Source organism: Streptomyces sp. NBC_00344, assembly GCF_036088315.1.
GTDB lineage: Bacteria > Actinomycetota > Actinomycetes > Streptomycetales > Streptomycetaceae > Streptomyces.
In genome coordinates, this window is sequence record NZ_CP107996.1 from 6,890,588 (window position 1) to 6,904,982 (window position 14,395).

Below are 14,395 nucleotides of genomic sequence, written 5' to 3' on the forward strand. Positions count from 1 at the left end.
CGGCGGTCACCTCGGGTGCCCGCCGTGAGTCAGCCCTGCGGGGGGCACGGCTGAGGAGACGTGTCCGCTCCTCCGGCGAAGGGGTTGCCGTGCCTGGGAAGCTCTCCGCCCGGCGGCAGGTACCGCAGCCGGCCGCTCTCGTCGGTCACCGGCGTGAACCCGGCGGCCGCCAGCCGGGCGGCGTACTTGGCCCTGTAGCGCCGTCCGGCGATGTTCGCGACGGGTACGAGGGACATCAGTACGACCCAGACGACGCCGGCGACGACGAATGAAGTGGTGTCCGCGCCGAGCCCGGCGACGGCACTCACGACCAGCACGGTGATGCCGAGACTCGCGATGATCAGCCGCTGCTTGTCGGAGTACTCGGCGGTGAGGTCGAACGTGATGCGGGCCTTGAGGAGCTGGAACGCGTCGGGCACGAAGGGCGGCAACGCGCCGCCGTCAACGGCGTCAGGGTACTGCGCCCAGTTGTGCGCGGCCCGCGCGCGGGCCTGCGGGCCGGGGTCGGCCACGAGGGACATCACATACCCGTCGCTCCGCCGTACGTCGGCGTACTGGTAACCGAACTGCTCGGCGACAACGCCGAGTTCGGCGATTTTGTCTATGGATGACATACCGCTGGTGACCTTAACGGGCTCTCCGGTCGCCATCTCACGCAGCATCTTGCGCACATCCCGTGTGCTCACAGGCCCCCCTGTCGCTGACAACGTTGGCAGCTTTCCACAGCCGCGCGTCCTCACGACACAAGGATGGCACAGGAGTTCATCAAGTGAGACCTTGGAACGCGCCCGCCCGGTCTCGCCTCATCCGGCCTTCCGCGGCCTGCCTCGCGCGCAGCTCGGCCAGGTGATCAGCCAAACGGCGAGGGTCGCCCGGACGATTCCCCAAAAGCGGTGGCCAGCGCCGAGGAGACCCACGAGGCGGTCACCAACGGCCAGGGCGTGGCACGGCTGGCCTCAGGCAACGCCCCGCTGGTCGTCCAGGACGAGGTGATCGTCCTGCCGGTCCGGGGTCTCTCAGTACGAACCGCAGGTGCTGCTCCGCAGCGCGCATGCCGTCGCCGGCGGCGGGACCGGACATCCGTGCGCGGCCGAAACGCTTTCGGCGTCTCATCGAACAGCGTGTTCGCGGATCGTCGGAAGAACCCTCCGAGCGATGTCGAGGAGAGCGCTGTCGTCCGGGAGGGCTCCGGACGTGCTCCACGCGGTGATCTCGTAGTAGCCGCCCCGGTCATGACGGTCGAGGGCAACGGACAGCGTCCTGGCCAGGGGGCCTTGTTCGACCGGTCCGCTGGATCCGCCACTCCCGAAGCTGATCTGGACCTTCATGGTGTGATCCGAGAAGAGGACCGCGGGCCGTCCGAGAACCTCAAGGGACTTGATGTCCTTCTCCTCCCCGAACTTCATCAGCTTCACGTACTGGTCAGTCGTCAGTTCGTTGTATGTGGCCGAGACATTCACGGTGTACGTGTCGAGCCTGACCTCGGCCTCCGGCTGGGCGACCTTCCCATCAGTCAGGGGAGCGGTGTTGCTGGTGCCGGAAGCACTCGTTACGGTCTCTCCAGGTGTTCCGAGGAGCTTGGCAAGGTCTGGCCGGTCGAGCGCCTCGCACAACTCTTCACCGGTCACAGGCTGGGGCGTCTCCTTGTAGGCCTTCGGCAGCTCCTCGTCTTCTCCGCCCGAACACGAGGCGGCCTGCGGGGTGCTGTCATCGGACGGCATCACATGTGGGCCCACCCACAGCGCGGCCGCGAGTGCCCCGAACAGGGCCACGGCCGCGACGGCCTGGCCCCACACGTTGGGCTCCTTCTCGGGAGTGTTCGGGCAGGGACGCGGCCCGGCTCCGGCCCGGGCGGCAGGTTCGACCGCTGCCGCTGCCGCTGCCGCTGCCGCGGAGGCCGCCGGACTTGGGTTTCCGCGTGCGCGCAGGGCTCGAACCACCGCGTGGACGCGTATTGCGGTGAAGACGAGGAAGACCACGCCGAGACCGGCCGCGACCCAGTCGTGATCGCGGACGGCGAGATACATGATGCGTACGCCGAGAATGGACCCGACCGCGATGAGCAGAGGCTCGCGGATCCAGAACGGCAGGAGACGGAGGAGGAAACCGAGCATCCCGTGATCTCACCAGAACAAGACCACATTCACCGTGGTGGAAGCCACAGTTCCGGGCACGTGCTGGGCCTGCCGAAGCAGAAGCCGCCAAGCCGACGATCCCGAGATCGCTATCGGGACGGCAACGGGTGCAGGCGCTTGAGGTCGGCTCCTCGCCTTCAGCGTCCTGCTCGCCCTGCCCGCGCTGATTGTCTCCGAGTTCTTCCAACGATGTTCGACCAGGGCGCCGCCGGCTCAGCGCCCGGCGTGTCATTTCTTGGCCTCAGACAGCGGCCGGACGAGGGCCCTGTCCGCTGATGGCCGGGAGCGCAGCTCAGTAAATGCTGAACTCCCCGGTCTTGGCGGCTGTTGGCATCGCCGTATCCACCACCGACAGGTGGGTCCTGAGCAGACCGGTGCTCTTGACGTCAGGGGAGACGCACATGACCAGCAAACAGATCACGCTGTCCCTCGCCGCCCGCGTACGCCTCAAGCACGGCGTCGGCGACGCGCTGAACACCGCACCTACGCGCTCGGCGATCGAGTTGAGCGAGGTGCCCGGCGAGGCCGGCAACCCGCTCGACGCTGGTGAGAATTGTCTGTGCCACGCGGTGCACCTCCTCTCATTTTGACGGTCAGGCTCGGAGCAGCCGGTTGACCTCACGCCGGACGGCGTCGGGGGCACGGCCGGCCTTCTCCAGCTTGCTGGTCCGGACGGCTCCGCCGCCCCATGTGCCGACGATGACCCATCGGGACCCTTGCCGTACCTGTCGTACCTCCCGTACCTGCCGACGCTGACGTCGTTGGCGGCCTCGGTGATGGACTTCTAGGCGGGGGTGGTGCGCGGGGAGGAGGTAGGCGTGTCGGCGGACTTGAAGGAGTCGTAGGCGTCCTGCGCGGCCTTGAGGACGTTGTCGTAGATCGTGTCCATGTACGGACCGGCGCACTCGGTCGACGACCAGTGATGGTGGTAGAAGAAGTTGCTCTTCGAGGGTCGCTCGCCGATCACCTTGAAGAAGAGCCATCCCGCGAGACGAGCAGCGCTCTTCCACGTGGCGTCGGCGACGGTCCAGGCGGGGGCGAGCGTGGCATCCGCCATCTCGATGGAGATGGTCTCCTGGTTGCCTGTTTGGTTGCCGACGGCCCAGGCGTACTCGTTGACCTTGACGTACTGGGCGACAGCACCGGCGGAGTCGACGTCGAAGTGAGCAGAAGCCGGCCGCGTCTTCCAGAGGTTGAGGACGCCTTCGTGCGAGAAACGGCCGGCATTGTGGTGGAGGGTGACCGACTTCTTCGTATAGGCGATGTGGGTGACGTGTCCGGTCGCACTCAGCTGATCGATGAGGTTTTTGACGGGCTTGTCGTAGGCGATCACGGCAGTCACCTGTCGCCCATCCGCGACGGCGTCACCCTCGAAGCCGGTGCAGCCTTCGTCCTTCTCGACGCCTTCCTCCGCGAAGCTCTCGAAGTCGCTCTCGGGGAGCACGTCCGCGGTGTCGAATCCGGGCCCGTCAGCGGTCTCTCGCTTGAGAGCCGCCTTCATGTCCTCGGCGTCGAAGTTCTCTTCGGGCATGGATGCCTCTTCTCTACTGGTTGCGAATTCGGAGTGCGTCGCTGCTGGCGATACCCACGACTATCACCAGAGTTTCGTGTCCCCAGGTTTACGTTCGACGAACTTACGGGGAGCTTGTCTCTCGTCCCCGTAGTGAAATGACATCGCGGGGCGCCTGCGGCCGGCCGTGGGCGGAGCAGTCCGGCGCGATAGTTGACGTCGCGCTCCGGCATCGCCATGTGGCCAAACCAGTTCGCGGCCACGTTCTCCTGCGGTGTGGTCTCCGCCATCTGCCACGGTCAAGCGGCCCTGGTAGATCTGCAGCGCTCCGGCCAATATCTGATCTCCGGCAAGAAGGTCACCGCCTTCTCTCACGAGAGCGAGCGCGCCCGCGGTCTCGACAAGGTCGTGCTGTTCTCTCTCCAGCACGCGCTCGAAGCACGGGGAGCTGCGTACTCCTGCACATCCGGCACAGCCAGTGCTCTGACCGGGAACGTTGACCGGGTTGGCGGCGGCGGGGCCGGAACCGGTTGGATGAGAGGGACATCCGACGGGTTCGGGGGCGTGGTGGCGGAGCTGGTCAAGATCAGGAGGCTGACCGACCAGGGCCAGCAGTTACAACGGATCGTGCGCCGGGGCAGCACCAACACAGTGCGCTATCGACGGGCGATAATGCTGCTGGCCTCGGCCGGCGGCAACCGAGGTGGCGCACGCAGGAGCGCGCACAACCGACAGATGCGTCACAAGTGCGCGTTTTACGCGTTCGGGTCCCAGTCTGCGAGCTGTTCCATCGGCTCGGTGTCGCCGGTGGTCTCCAGGCCGTCGAGCGGAACGCGCTCGTAGAAGTAGAGGACCAGTTCGCTCGCTGCGCCTCGCATCGCCATGTCGCCCGGCTCCGCGTCGGCGGCGAGGTCGTCGCAGCGGACGCCGTCGGCGTTGAGGGTCAGGCGCCAGGAGCGGCCCTCGGTCGTGTGCAGGTCGATGGTCGCCGGCTTGAACGGCCAGGGGACGGTCGTCGCCGAGACGGTCGTCAGGAACTCGTCGACGCCCTCGACCGCGACGTCCGCCGGCAGCGGCTGTGCGGCCCCCTGGGTGAGCTGGGCGTCGTAGGTGTGGACGGTGATCTCCTGGATCTGGTGCCGGGCCACGGCTCCGCTGGTCTCCGGGGCCTGCGAGCGGCCCCACCAGGTCCAGCAGCCGCGGTCCGGGCCGGCCTCGCGCATCGCGTCGAGCATGAGCTCGGTCGACTCGGCGAGCCAGGCGTCCAGGGCTTCGCGGTCGCGGGGCGCGGTCGGGGCGCCCTTCGGGTCCGTCCTCGCCGGGGGCTCAGCGCCCGGGCCCGCCGCGACGATGGCGGCCTGGCGGCGGCGGCCGTCGCCGAGGTGCTGCGCCAGTTCGCGCAGCGTCCAGTCCGGGCAGGCCGGGACCTGGACGTCAAGGTCGGGGGCGGACGCGATCGCGGCGCGGAACGCGGCCGAGCGGTCTTCGATCAGCCGCAGGACCTCGGGGAACTCCAAAATGTTTTGCACCTCGGTTGTGTACCACGGCGCTCCGGCCGCCGGGTAGCGAATTTGTCGGACGAACGCGTCGACGGCCGGGCGGAGCGCCGGCGCCGATCCGTCCACCTGCCGGCCTAGGCCTTCGGGCGAGCGACCCTGCAGAGGCAGGCCGTTCACGCGGCTCTCGGTGAATGTCCTCCCTCCCCAGCGAAGGCCCTTTTCGCTGCGGATGCGCGCGCGTTCCTTGCGTTGGGCGGCCAGGACGTCGGGATGGCGGGCGTTCGCGTTGCGCCAGCGCAGGTAGGCGTGCAGCGCGCGGGTCTTGACCGTGTGGTTCGGGTAGTTCGAGTCGGCGAGCGTGAACTGCCGCCGCGGTCCGAAGTGCGCCTCGATCGGGTTCGCCCAGGACGCGTTGGCGGGCGTGATGCACAGGTGGACGTTGTTGTTTCTTCGCCCGGCGCAGGATCTTCTTGCCGTTGTGGGCTGACAGGTTGTCGAGGATCACGTGGACCCGGGCGCCGTCCGGGGCGGGCGGCGCGGATCGAACGAAGCTCCGCCACCACGCCCCCAAACCCGTCGGATGTCCGTCTCATCCAACCGGTTCGGCGCCGCAGCCGCCAACCCGGTAAACGTTCCCGGTCGGAGCACTAGCGACCTGATGACGAACGGCGATGCTGCGGAGTTCCCCCAGGGGTAGCTCCTGCTGCGCGCAAGCGGGTGTCTTCTGCGCCGAGTCCGCTGCACCCGGTGTTCGGCTCGTGTGCTGCCTACAGCCCCGGAGCGTCGAATCCGTTGAGGACCCATAGCGCGCCGGAGTACCACAGCAACCCGATGGCGCAGATGAGGACGCTGCCAGCGACTGGCAGCACCCAGCCCGGCAGGTGGCGGCTGCGCACCACGAGCACCTTGGCGACGAACGCGCCGTACAGCACGCAGCCGGCAACCGAGTGAAGGAAGACTCGCGTGCTCGCGGTCTCCACGCCGTAGGTGCTGACACAGTGGAACGCGATGGGCACCGACAACAGGAAAGCGAGCAGTCCCAGTACACGGTGTCCGGTACGCACGGTGCGAGGCGCGGCTGCGATGCCGGGAAGGCGGTGGTACATCCACAAAGCCAGCAGGAGCTGGACGAGCGCAAGGCCGAACAGGGCGCTTCCCAGACGAGCCTTGAGGTCGACCGTGTCGTTGCCCTGGGTGCCGAACAATCCCATCCCGTACTGGGGGCTGTGGTGGCGCCCGGTCACCCAGATCGCCACCGCGACGGCCACGGCTGCGCCCAGCACAAGCGCGGCGGCGCCTGCGGTGGACCACCCCCCGGAAGAACGGTGGCCTTCGGCCCTCATCGCGTCCGCTGAGCGGCTGCGGATTCGGCGGTGTTCAACTCACTCCCACCTTCCTGCCATCGCCGTCGAGCACCAGCCAGGCGGCGCCGAACTGGTTGAGGTCCTGGCCAATGGTGTCGCCCGGCTTGGACTGTTCGGCGTACCGTAGAGCGGATGCCCGTGGAGGGTGACCTGCAATTTTGCCGTCAGACCGCTTCGTCGCGCACAGCAGCCCGGACTCAGCCGAGCCGCCTGCCGTCGGGTTACCGGACGTGAGCAGCGGCGGCAAGGCCGCAGCACACGCACCGTTGCAGGTCGACTTCGTCGAGATGTCCGCCTCGAACAGGTACAGGGTGTGGCCCTTCGCGTCGACCAGGATCGTGCCGAGCTTGCCGGCCTTGGCGGTCTTGACCATCGCCCGCGAGCCGGCCAGCGCCCCATGCAACGACAGTCAGACGGGTGCGCCTCACCACAGCTCGACAGCATCGGTCGTGGATCGAGGGCCGCCCGGCCGCCATAGGCGATACTCCCCGCGGCTGCGGCCTTCCGTTCCCCATGGCACCGCAGCACCCGGAGATTTCGCTCAGATGGACGCTGGTCGCAGGCGACCGGCTCCAGAACCCGACCGCTCCAGGAGCCTCAGACAACAGCACAGCAGGTGGTGGGCAGTGGCTCCTTCGGCGCTGCGCACTCCGAGGTCGGTGGGCTGCGTCCGCTCCCATGTTCGGAGCAGCGCACCGGGGCCGGGAAGCGGGAGAGGGGCCCGTCGCTCATGCGGTACACGCCGCAGGCGCGAGTGGTGTGAGCGCCGGGTGTGGTGACGGCGGGCCAGCTGCGCAGTGCTTCCCACATGGCTCATGTGCCACGCGGGCAGACTGTCCCCGATCACTCCTCCGGTTGCTCCCTCGCAGGCGCAGGTGGTGGTGACGCAACGGTGTCCTCGGCCGTGGCCCGCGGACTTTGCTCGTCGGCCGGCACGTAGACCGGCCAGAGCGGCCGTTCCATCGACGCTTGGGCGACTGAGGATGTCGGTGGCGTTCTGGCCCAAGGCGGGGCAGGTGAAGATGGTCAGGCCGGTCTTGGACGGACACGGTGGGACCCGCCGCGGATGAGTTCTGCGTCGGTCGCATCGATGCCGGCGAGGGTCTGGGACGTCGGGCGCGATGGACGGCCGCGAGACATGGGTACTGGTTCTTGGGCCTTACGGCTTGGTGAGGAACTCGTTGAGGGCGTCTGCGATGCCGGTGGCGATGGTGTGTTGACCGGTTGTGCTGTCGGCGATGCTGCCTTCGGCCGGGTTGCTGATGAACAGCGGTTCGACGAGTGCGCCGGGCATGGCTGAGGGATGGTCGTTGTAGCCCTGCTTGCGCGGCCCGAGCACGACCAGGTGGCCGTAGGCGGCGGCTTTGGATGTCAGTGTGCTGCCGCCGGTGCTGTTGCTGGTGGCCGCTCGGTCGGATACGTGCCAGCCATGGGTTGCCAGGGCCGCGACGATGTCGTGTTGCAGCAGACCGGCGAGTTTCCGGCTCCGGGCTGAGAACGACCGGTCGGCATCGAAGAAGGTGAGGGCGCCACCGGTACTCGCATAGCTGTCCAGGTTGAAGTGGACTGACACGAGCGCGGAGGCAGTGGAGAGGTTCGCACACCGTGCGCGAGCGACCAGGTCCTTGTGTACGCCGCTGGGCGACATGACCTTTCCGGACAGGTCCTTGCCGGACAGACGGGCGACCGCGCTGTCGCCGGTGCGGGAGACCGCCACCCGATAACCCTCAGCACGCAGAAGCTGTGTGGTGTCCAGCACCGTGGCGAGCGTATCGGTCTTCTCCTCGGTCCGCCGGCCTGTAGTAGTCACGCCCTGGCCGCCCGGATCGGGGCCGCCGTGTCCTGCGTCGAGGAACACGGTGCGATGCCGGTTTCCCGAGGTGGGCGCGAACACCATGCACGCGCCGGGAGCGAACGCGGCAGGATCCAGCGCGGCACGCGGGGGCACACGCGTCGCCGATGACGCGTGGTGGTGTGCGGCGACGCGGCGGTTCCCTGTCGTGGCGGTGACGAGCGCGGCCAAGGTGGCGCCGACACCGAGGGCAGCGGTGCTCAGCCATATGCCGCGTATCGCTCGCCTTCGCGCGCCGCCCGTCGAGGCGCCCTGGTTGACCTCGGATATGGCCGTCGGCTCGTCCTGCCCCTCCAGCGGCGGAGTGGGATCGCCAGTAGCCATAAGCATTGCGTCCTGTCTCTCCGGAAACGAACAGACGTTCGGTGTTCGCGCCCCCCTGGCACCACATGGGAGGCACAGACAGCGACGCCGCGTTGCTGCTCGGCTCTGTGGCGAAGCGAGATCGACCGTGTCTCAGGAGCGCCGCCCCGACCGTGACAAGTGAACCCGGACTTCCCGCGCGCTGCCATGCCACCGCAGCCGTTCGGGCGACGCCACTGCGCGACTGATGTGCGCACCCATGGGTGCGCACATCAGTCGCGCAGTGGCACTCAGTCGAGGAACGTCGGGGGTCCCGGTCATCGAAGGGGGCCGGGGACGTTCGGGTGGGTGTCGGCCGGGGCTGCCGCGTGGACCGGGTGAGCCGGGGGACTGGGTGGAACGGCGGAGTGTGTGGTGCGGGTGGTGTCCAGCTGCGCAGGCGGTGTCAGTGCTGCAGAGCTGGTGAGTCGGCGGGCGCGTGTCGCGTGGCGCTGCGGTAGGTGGATATGCCCAGAGCGAGCATCCAGTAGCTGAAAAGCGCGCCCACCAGGGCGGTAGTGCCCCAGCCGTTCGCCGCGTAGAAGTGCGCGGGGGTGTTGCCGAAGAACAGTGAGGGCACGAAGACCAGGTTGACCGCTGCCAGGACGAAGGCAGAGCGGCCGGTCCAGGGCGGCAGCAGGTTCGTACGGGAGATTCCGTAGCCCACTGCGCTCAGGAAGAGGGCGAGCATCAGGCGGCCTATCGCCCCGTAGAGGACGTAGGTACCGCTGACTGTGACGGTTGGGTCGATCGGGTGGTCGGTGGCGATGACCGCGCCGGCTTCCAGCCCGCTGGAGACCAGGGTGATCGTCGAGTAGACCAGTCCGGTGGCGAAGGCCATCGTGCCGACCCATTCGTAGGCGGGGTTCGCCTCTTTGAGCAGTTCACGGAAGGCCGTTACGAAGACGATGAGAAACGCCAGGGCGAGTATTCCGATCAGCAGCCTGGTGAGGACGTTCGTGTCCGGTGGCGGACCGGAGTAGATGAAGTACAGGGGTACTTCGACGATGAAGGCGGCCGCAGTGGCGATGCCGGCAAGGCCGGTCAGCCGCCTGGCGACGATTTCGGTCATGGCTGTCCCCTCAGGGTCCGAGTGGTGGGTTCCTCGTTGGTTCGCTGACGTAGTCTCTGCAGCTCGCAGCGCAGCGTCGCTGGGCTTGGACACCGGATGGGGATTCGCGGGTCCGTGCAGTGCGGTCCGTCGGCCGAGCCGGCGGGCCCCCACTGCGGTCGCCTTCGTGGTCACCCGAGGGTGTCCCAGAACGCGCAGTGGTGGCGGGACTGTGCCGTGCGGGTGGGAACGATGTGATCCGGTGCCAGGGACAGCACGGTCTGGCGGGACCAGTGCGGCGACGACGGGCCGTTCGGGTCGGCGGTGCGGGCGAAGCGGGCCCAGTAGTCGATCATGGTGTCGGCCAGCCGGTGCTGTGCCGCGGTCAGGTTGCGGGGGCGGCCGCCAAGGTCGAACAGATAGGGCAGTTCGCTCGCGTGGGGTGCGCCGAGTGGGAACGGTGGCGTGGCCGAGGTGAGCGGCGGTGCGTGCTCGTCAGCGAACTCGTAGCGCCAAACGGGCACATGGGCGACGAGCAGGCTGCTGGTGTGCGCCGTCGGGCATGCGAAGTCAGCGTCGCCGATGACCGCGCCGAACACCGGGCCGCCGTCGGTGCTGTGCACCGGGTACTCACGGGCGATCCTCTTCGCCTGCCCCGGGAAAGGGAAGAAGGCGGCCACGATCTCGGACCAGGTGCCGGGAGTGACGGGATGGCCGGCCTGGACGATTCCGGCGGCCCAGCCGTTGCCCTCGTCGTGGTTGACGCCGATGAGTACGGGAACCCGGTGGAAGCGGCCCGCCGCGATCGCCGCTGCCGGGTCGCTGGGCAGCAACGGGGTGGAATATGCGGGTTGTTGATCGGTGTCCTGGGCCGCCAGCAGACGGGAGACGTGCACGCGCCGCAGGCATGCCAGGACATTGAGGGCGGAGCCGCAACCGACCCTTGCTGCGAGGTCCGCGCCCGCGGCGCGAGCCGTTGACAGAGGGATGGAGGACGGTGCGAACGGCCGGTCGCGGCTGCCAGTGCATGGACCGCTCTCGATGATCGCCCGATCGAAGAGCCCCGTGGCGGCGGGTGAGGTGAGCTGGGCGCAGACGCTGTAGCCGCCCGCCGACTCGCCGGCCAGCGTCACGTTGTGCGGATCACCGCCGAAGGCTCTGATTTCTGCGTGCACCCAACGCAGCGCCGCTTGCTGGTCGGCCAGGCCGAAGTCGCCGGAGCCGGGCAGCCTGCTCCGGGCGAGGAAACCGAGGGCCCCGAGGCGGTAGTTGACGGTGACGACCACGACGTCGCCGCGGGTGGCCAGGCGATGACCGTCGTACGAGCTGCCCGCTCCCGTGGTGAAGCCGCCGCCGTGCAGCCACACGAGCACCGGCCGGGGACGTGCCGGTCCTGCGCCTCCGGGCGTCGTGACGTTCAGGTGGAGACAGTCCTCGTCGGTGCTGCCGCCGGACACCTCGCCGGCCGGCTGCGGGCAGGCACTCGCGGGCCGGGTCGCATCTCGTACCCCGGACCAGGGTGCCGCTCGGCGGGGCAGCGCCCAGCGCATCCTGCCGACCGGGGGCGCCGCGTAGGGGATGCCCTCGAAGGTGCGGTAGCCGTCGTGGGCGGCGCCCCCCACCAGGCCGGCGTGGGTGCGTACCGTCGTAGCGGCGTCCTGCCGGACGGGCTCCTCGGGCGGCACTGCGGACCAGGCCGTCGCCAGCACGGCGAGCAAGGCGCCGCACACAGTGGTCAGGAGGCGGTGCATGTTCATCATCTCCCCATCCGTTCAGCTGCCGCCCAGGCCGCCCTGTGCGGCGATCATGGTCATCGGCAGAGTACGTACAGCTCTCTCCAGGCCGGGCGCGAGAGCAGCGAGACACCCTGTGCATGCGTCGATACGAGCCCGGAACGCCTTCTGGTCCTGCCGGGAGACGACCGAGCGGACGCCGCCCGCCGCGGCCAGCGCCAGCAGCGCGGCGTCGGCGGCGGGGATCTCCCGCACGGAACCCTCTTGGTGCAGCGCCGCGGACACGCGGGCACGGAGTGCAGCAGGCACGGCGCGGTCCGTCACGGCCAGCCGCCGTGAGCCGAAGCGCGTACGGGGGGCCTTCACCGTGAGGAGTCCCGCACCCGCGAGCCGGTCCTCCACCTCTGTCAGGGTCCGCTTGCGCCGGCGGCGCACGAGCTGCTTCCACCCGTGCCCGGCGGCGTCAAGCAGAACACCGTCCAGGACCGGGTTGCCGGTCGGTTCGACGCCGGTCACGGTGACAGTGCCGCCGTCCTCCCCCAGCCGGCCGCGCAACGCCAGGTCGATCAGGGCAGCAGCACGGACCAGCAGTTCCGTCCGGGCGCGGTCGTAAGGGCCTTCGGCCGAGTCGTCGTAAGCGAGCAGATAAACGAGGCAGGGCAGGTCGTCGGTCACACCCAGACGCTATGGCCTGGCATGCGGGCACGGATCGGCCAGGGGAATGGGCTGTCACTGGGAACGCAGGAGGATCGCGGCCCGGCCTCCTCCCTGAGGAGGAGGCGCGCCTTCAGGGGCGACGGGGTTGCACGAGGCCATGGTCGTACGCGGCGACGACGGCCTGGACGCGGTCGCGCAGGCCGAGTTTGCGCAGCACCGCGGTGACGTGGTTCTTGACGGTGGCCTCCGACAGGCGCAACCGCCCCGCGATCTCCGCGTTCGACAGCGCCTGCCCGATCAGGGTGAGTACCTCCCGCTCGCGGCCGGAGAGGTCCGCGACGGAGGGCAGCGGCGCGGGGTCGGGCGTGGAACGCAGGAACCGGTCGAGAACGCGGCTCAGCACGGCCGGCGCCAGCAGAGCGTCGCCCCGGGCGGTGAGGCGGATCGCGTCGACGAGTTCACCGGGGCGCATGTCCTTCAGCAGGAAGCCGCTCGCCCCGGCCCGCAGGGCGGCGACCACGTGCGCATCGACGTCCCAGGTGGTCAGCACGAGCACCCGGGCCCGGCTGCCGCACGCAGCGATCTGCCGGGTCGCCTCGATGCCGTCCACGACGGGCATACGTACGTCCATCAGCACCACGTCCGGTGCCAGTTCTTCCGTAAGCCGCACCGCCTCCTGACCGTCGGCGGCCTCACCGACCACCTCCAGGTCATCCCTGGCGTCGATGATCATGCGGAATCCGGTACGGACCAGGTCCTGGTCGTCAGCAACCACCACGCGCAGCGTCATGACGTCCTCTCCACTGGCAACCGCGCCGCCACCTCGAAGCCGCCTCCGGGCAGTGCACCGGCGTGCAGGCTGCCTCCAACGAGCCGCGCGCGCTCCTTCATCCCGACAAGACCGCGCCCCGCGCCCACCACGGGCGAACTGCCCAGCGATGTGTTCCCGTTGTCGATCACCGTGATCTTCACGCACGCCCCCTCAGCAGTCACGTGCACGCTCACCTCGTCGGCGCCGGCCGCGTGGCGCAGCGTGTTGGTGAGGGCCTCCTGGACGATCCGGTACGCCGCCAGATCGACCGCGGCAGGCAGGCTGTCGGTGGCGCTGTCCCGGTGCATGTGCACGGCCATTCCGGTCGCGCGCAGCGTATCGGCCAGCTCGTCCAGGCGCGCGAGCGAGGGCCCCGGCTCCCGCTGCTCCCCGGGCCCGTCCTCCTCCGCTTCGAGCCGGAACGCACTCAACAGCAGGCGCAGCTCGCCCAGGGCCGAACGGGCGCCCGTCTCGATGGCCCGCAGCGCCTGCCGTGCCTGATCGGGCCGCTCGGTGAACACATCGTCAGCAGCCCCCGCCTGAATGACCATCACCGACAACGTGTGCGCCACGACGTCGTGCACCTCGCGCGCGATCCGCGCACGCTCCTCCACCACAGCCCGGCGCATCTCCGCCCTCGTCCGCGCCTGCTGCGCCCTGCGCCACTGCCCCGCGGTCCACGCCAGCACCACCGCCAGGAGATAGACCGTCAGCCCCGAGCCGCCGCCCGCCCCGAACGCCAGCGGCGCCGGCAGACACATCGCCGCGAGTGCCGGCACCGAAAGCCGCCGTGGTCCGGTGGCCGACAGCATGCACAACACCACCTGCGCTGCGAGCAGCGCCCCCGTCAAGGACACTGCGGGCAGCAGCGCCCACACCACGAGCCCCGTCACCGCGTTCGCGGCCAGTACGACAACGGGTGCGCGCACTTGCCACCGCAGGGCGCAGGCCTGCACAAGGACGAGGGTCACGGCCACGGGCAGCCGTCGGCCGTGGTCCATGCCGGCGACGAGTACCGAGGTGCCGATGACAGCGAGCACCACACCGGCCGACGCCCACCACAGCGCCCGGGCCGCCCGGGGTGACACCGCGCTCCGCGCTTCCCCGGCGAATGCGTCGTCCGGCTGCCTACTCCTGCGGTCCACGCCCCGACCCTATCGGCGAGAGCCGGCGCGTTTTCATCTTCTGCCGCGGTTCCTGCCCGGGTGGTCGTCCGATGTTCAGGTCCGGCAGTGCTCCCATCAAGTCGGGGTCAATCAGAGTCCTGACGTCATCTCACCGCTGGTCAGCCATCCCGCTCGGCGCGCGTCGAAACGACGCCGGCGGCCGTACGGGCGCGGGTGCCTTGCCAGCCCCGTCCACCCGGTTCCTGCTCCGCACCCAACGCCGCCTGATGTCTCCGACCCACCGTTGAGTTCTGACCTCTGCATCACGACGAGTA

14 protein-coding genes and 2 pseudogenes are annotated in these 14,395 nt (G+C 69.2%); 2 read left to right on the forward strand and 14 right to left on the reverse strand.

Features of this window, described 5'->3' with window-relative positions:
- Positions 1-29 precede the first annotated feature (29 nt).
- Both OHS16_RS31210 and OHS16_RS31215 read right to left on the reverse strand, forming a co-directional pair.
- The gene (locus OHS16_RS31210) at positions 30-686 is read right to left on the reverse strand and encodes a hypothetical protein (protein ID WP_328540599.1); all 657 of its coding nucleotides are present in this window, start codon (positions 684-686) and stop codon (positions 30-32) included.
- Between the two features lie 423 nt (positions 687-1,109).
- Positions 1,110-2,114: a DUF6215 domain-containing protein gene (locus OHS16_RS31215; RefSeq protein ID WP_328540600.1), complete on the reverse strand. Its 1,005-nt coding sequence runs from the start codon at positions 2,112-2,114 to the stop codon at positions 1,110-1,112.
- 422 nt (positions 2,115-2,536) lie between these two features.
- Here OHS16_RS31215 and OHS16_RS31220 point away from each other — a divergent pair, with 422 nt between their 5' ends.
- Positions 2,537-2,725: a hypothetical protein gene (locus OHS16_RS31220; protein WP_328540601.1), complete on the forward strand. Its 189-nt coding sequence runs from the start codon at positions 2,537-2,539 to the stop codon at positions 2,723-2,725.
- A 3-nt stretch (positions 2,726-2,728) separates the two neighbouring features.
- Here the strand turns inward: OHS16_RS31220 and OHS16_RS32190 are convergent, their stop codons facing one another.
- Positions 2,729-2,836, reverse strand: coding sequence for a hypothetical protein (locus tag OHS16_RS32190; protein ID WP_443042812.1), 108 nt, complete (start codon positions 2,834-2,836; stop codon positions 2,729-2,731).
- Positions 2,837-2,919: 83 nt separating this feature from the next.
- Positions 2,920-3,666, reverse strand: a complete 747-nt coding sequence (locus OHS16_RS31225) for a peptidoglycan recognition protein family protein (RefSeq protein WP_328540602.1) — start codon at positions 3,664-3,666, stop codon at positions 2,920-2,922.
- A gap of 546 nt (positions 3,667-4,212) precedes the next feature.
- Here OHS16_RS31225 and OHS16_RS31230 point away from each other — a divergent pair.
- Positions 4,213-4,347, forward strand: a pseudogene (locus OHS16_RS31230) (IS630 family transposase); the annotation flags it as partial.
- 53 nt (positions 4,348-4,400) lie between these two features.
- Here the strand turns inward: OHS16_RS31230 and OHS16_RS31235 are convergent.
- The 10 genes and pseudogenes from OHS16_RS31235 to OHS16_RS31280 all read right to left on the reverse strand — a co-directional run bounded on the left by OHS16_RS31235 (position 4,401) and on the right by OHS16_RS31280 (position 14,099).
- Complete coding sequence (locus tag OHS16_RS31235; protein WP_328541053.1) at positions 4,401-5,174, reverse strand: maleylpyruvate isomerase N-terminal domain-containing protein; 774 nt, start codon at positions 5,172-5,174, stop codon at positions 4,401-4,403.
- A gap of 165 nt (positions 5,175-5,339) precedes the next feature.
- Positions 5,340-5,701: pseudogene (locus OHS16_RS31240) on the reverse strand (transposase); the annotation flags it as partial.
- 210 nt (positions 5,702-5,911) lie between these two features.
- Positions 5,912-6,487, reverse strand: coding sequence for a DUF6529 family protein (locus OHS16_RS31245; protein ID WP_443042720.1), 576 nt, complete (start codon positions 6,485-6,487; stop codon positions 5,912-5,914).
- A 34-nt stretch (positions 6,488-6,521) separates the two neighbouring features.
- Positions 6,522-6,881 carry a COG4315 family predicted lipoprotein gene (locus OHS16_RS31250; RefSeq protein WP_328540604.1) on the reverse strand — a complete coding sequence of 120 codons (360 nt, stop codon included), beginning with the start codon at positions 6,879-6,881 and terminating at the stop codon, positions 6,522-6,524.
- Positions 6,882-7,667: 786 nt separating this feature from the next.
- A complete protein-coding gene (locus OHS16_RS31255; protein WP_328540605.1) occupies positions 7,668-8,684 on the reverse strand; it encodes an N-acetylmuramoyl-L-alanine amidase family protein in 1,017 nt (338 codons plus the stop codon).
- Between the two features lie 424 nt (positions 8,685-9,108).
- On the reverse strand, positions 9,109-9,774 hold the full coding sequence (locus OHS16_RS31260) for a hypothetical protein (protein WP_328540606.1): 666 nt from the start codon (positions 9,772-9,774) through the stop codon (positions 9,109-9,111).
- 170 nt (positions 9,775-9,944) lie between these two features.
- The gene (locus OHS16_RS31265) at positions 9,945-11,504 is read right to left on the reverse strand and encodes a carboxylesterase/lipase family protein (protein ID WP_328540607.1); all 1,560 of its coding nucleotides are present in this window, start codon (positions 11,502-11,504) and stop codon (positions 9,945-9,947) included.
- Positions 11,505-11,525: 21 nt separating this feature from the next.
- A complete protein-coding gene (locus OHS16_RS31270) occupies positions 11,526-12,161 on the reverse strand; it encodes a GOLPH3/VPS74 family protein (RefSeq protein ID WP_328540608.1) in 636 nt (211 codons plus the stop codon).
- A gap of 112 nt (positions 12,162-12,273) precedes the next feature.
- Positions 12,274-12,933 carry a response regulator transcription factor gene (locus OHS16_RS31275; RefSeq protein WP_328540609.1) on the reverse strand — a complete coding sequence of 220 codons (660 nt, stop codon included), beginning with the start codon at positions 12,931-12,933 and terminating at the stop codon, positions 12,274-12,276.
- The gene (locus tag OHS16_RS31280) at positions 12,930-14,099 is read right to left on the reverse strand and encodes a sensor histidine kinase (protein ID WP_328540610.1); all 1,170 of its coding nucleotides are present in this window, start codon (positions 14,097-14,099) and stop codon (positions 12,930-12,932) included. The genes OHS16_RS31275 and OHS16_RS31280 overlap by 4 nt, the downstream gene beginning before the upstream one ends.
- Positions 14,100-14,395: the final 296 nt, after the last annotated feature.

Bases quoted from the DNA above. Each gene is read 5' to 3' on its own strand.
- OHS16_RS31215 (WP_328540600.1), bottom strand. From the start codon at position 2,114: ATGCTCGGTTTCCTCCTCCGTCTCCTGCCGTTCTGGATCCGCGAGCCT.
- OHS16_RS31220 (WP_328540601.1), top strand. From the start codon at position 2,537: ATGACCAGCAAACAGATCACGCTGTCCCTCGCCGCCCGCGTACGCCTC.
- OHS16_RS31225 (WP_328540602.1), bottom strand. From the start codon at position 3,666: ATGCCCGAAGAGAACTTCGACGCCGAGGACATGAAGGCGGCTCTCAAG.
- OHS16_RS31245 (WP_443042720.1), bottom strand. From the start codon at position 6,487: ATGAGGGCCGAAGGCCACCGTTCTTCCGGGGGGTGGTCCACCGCAGGC.
- OHS16_RS31250 (WP_328540604.1), bottom strand. From the start codon at position 6,881: ATGGTCAAGACCGCCAAGGCCGGCAAGCTCGGCACGATCCTGGTCGAC.
- OHS16_RS31255 (WP_328540605.1), bottom strand. From the start codon at position 8,684: ATGGCTACTGGCGATCCCACTCCGCCGCTGGAGGGGCAGGACGAGCCG.
- OHS16_RS31260 (WP_328540606.1), bottom strand. From the start codon at position 9,774: ATGACCGAAATCGTCGCCAGGCGGCTGACCGGCCTTGCCGGCATCGCC.
- OHS16_RS31265 (WP_328540607.1), bottom strand. From the start codon at position 11,504: ATGCACCGCCTCCTGACCACTGTGTGCGGCGCCTTGCTCGCCGTGCTG.
- OHS16_RS31275 (WP_328540609.1), bottom strand. From the start codon at position 12,933: ATGACGCTGCGCGTGGTGGTTGCTGACGACCAGGACCTGGTCCGTACC.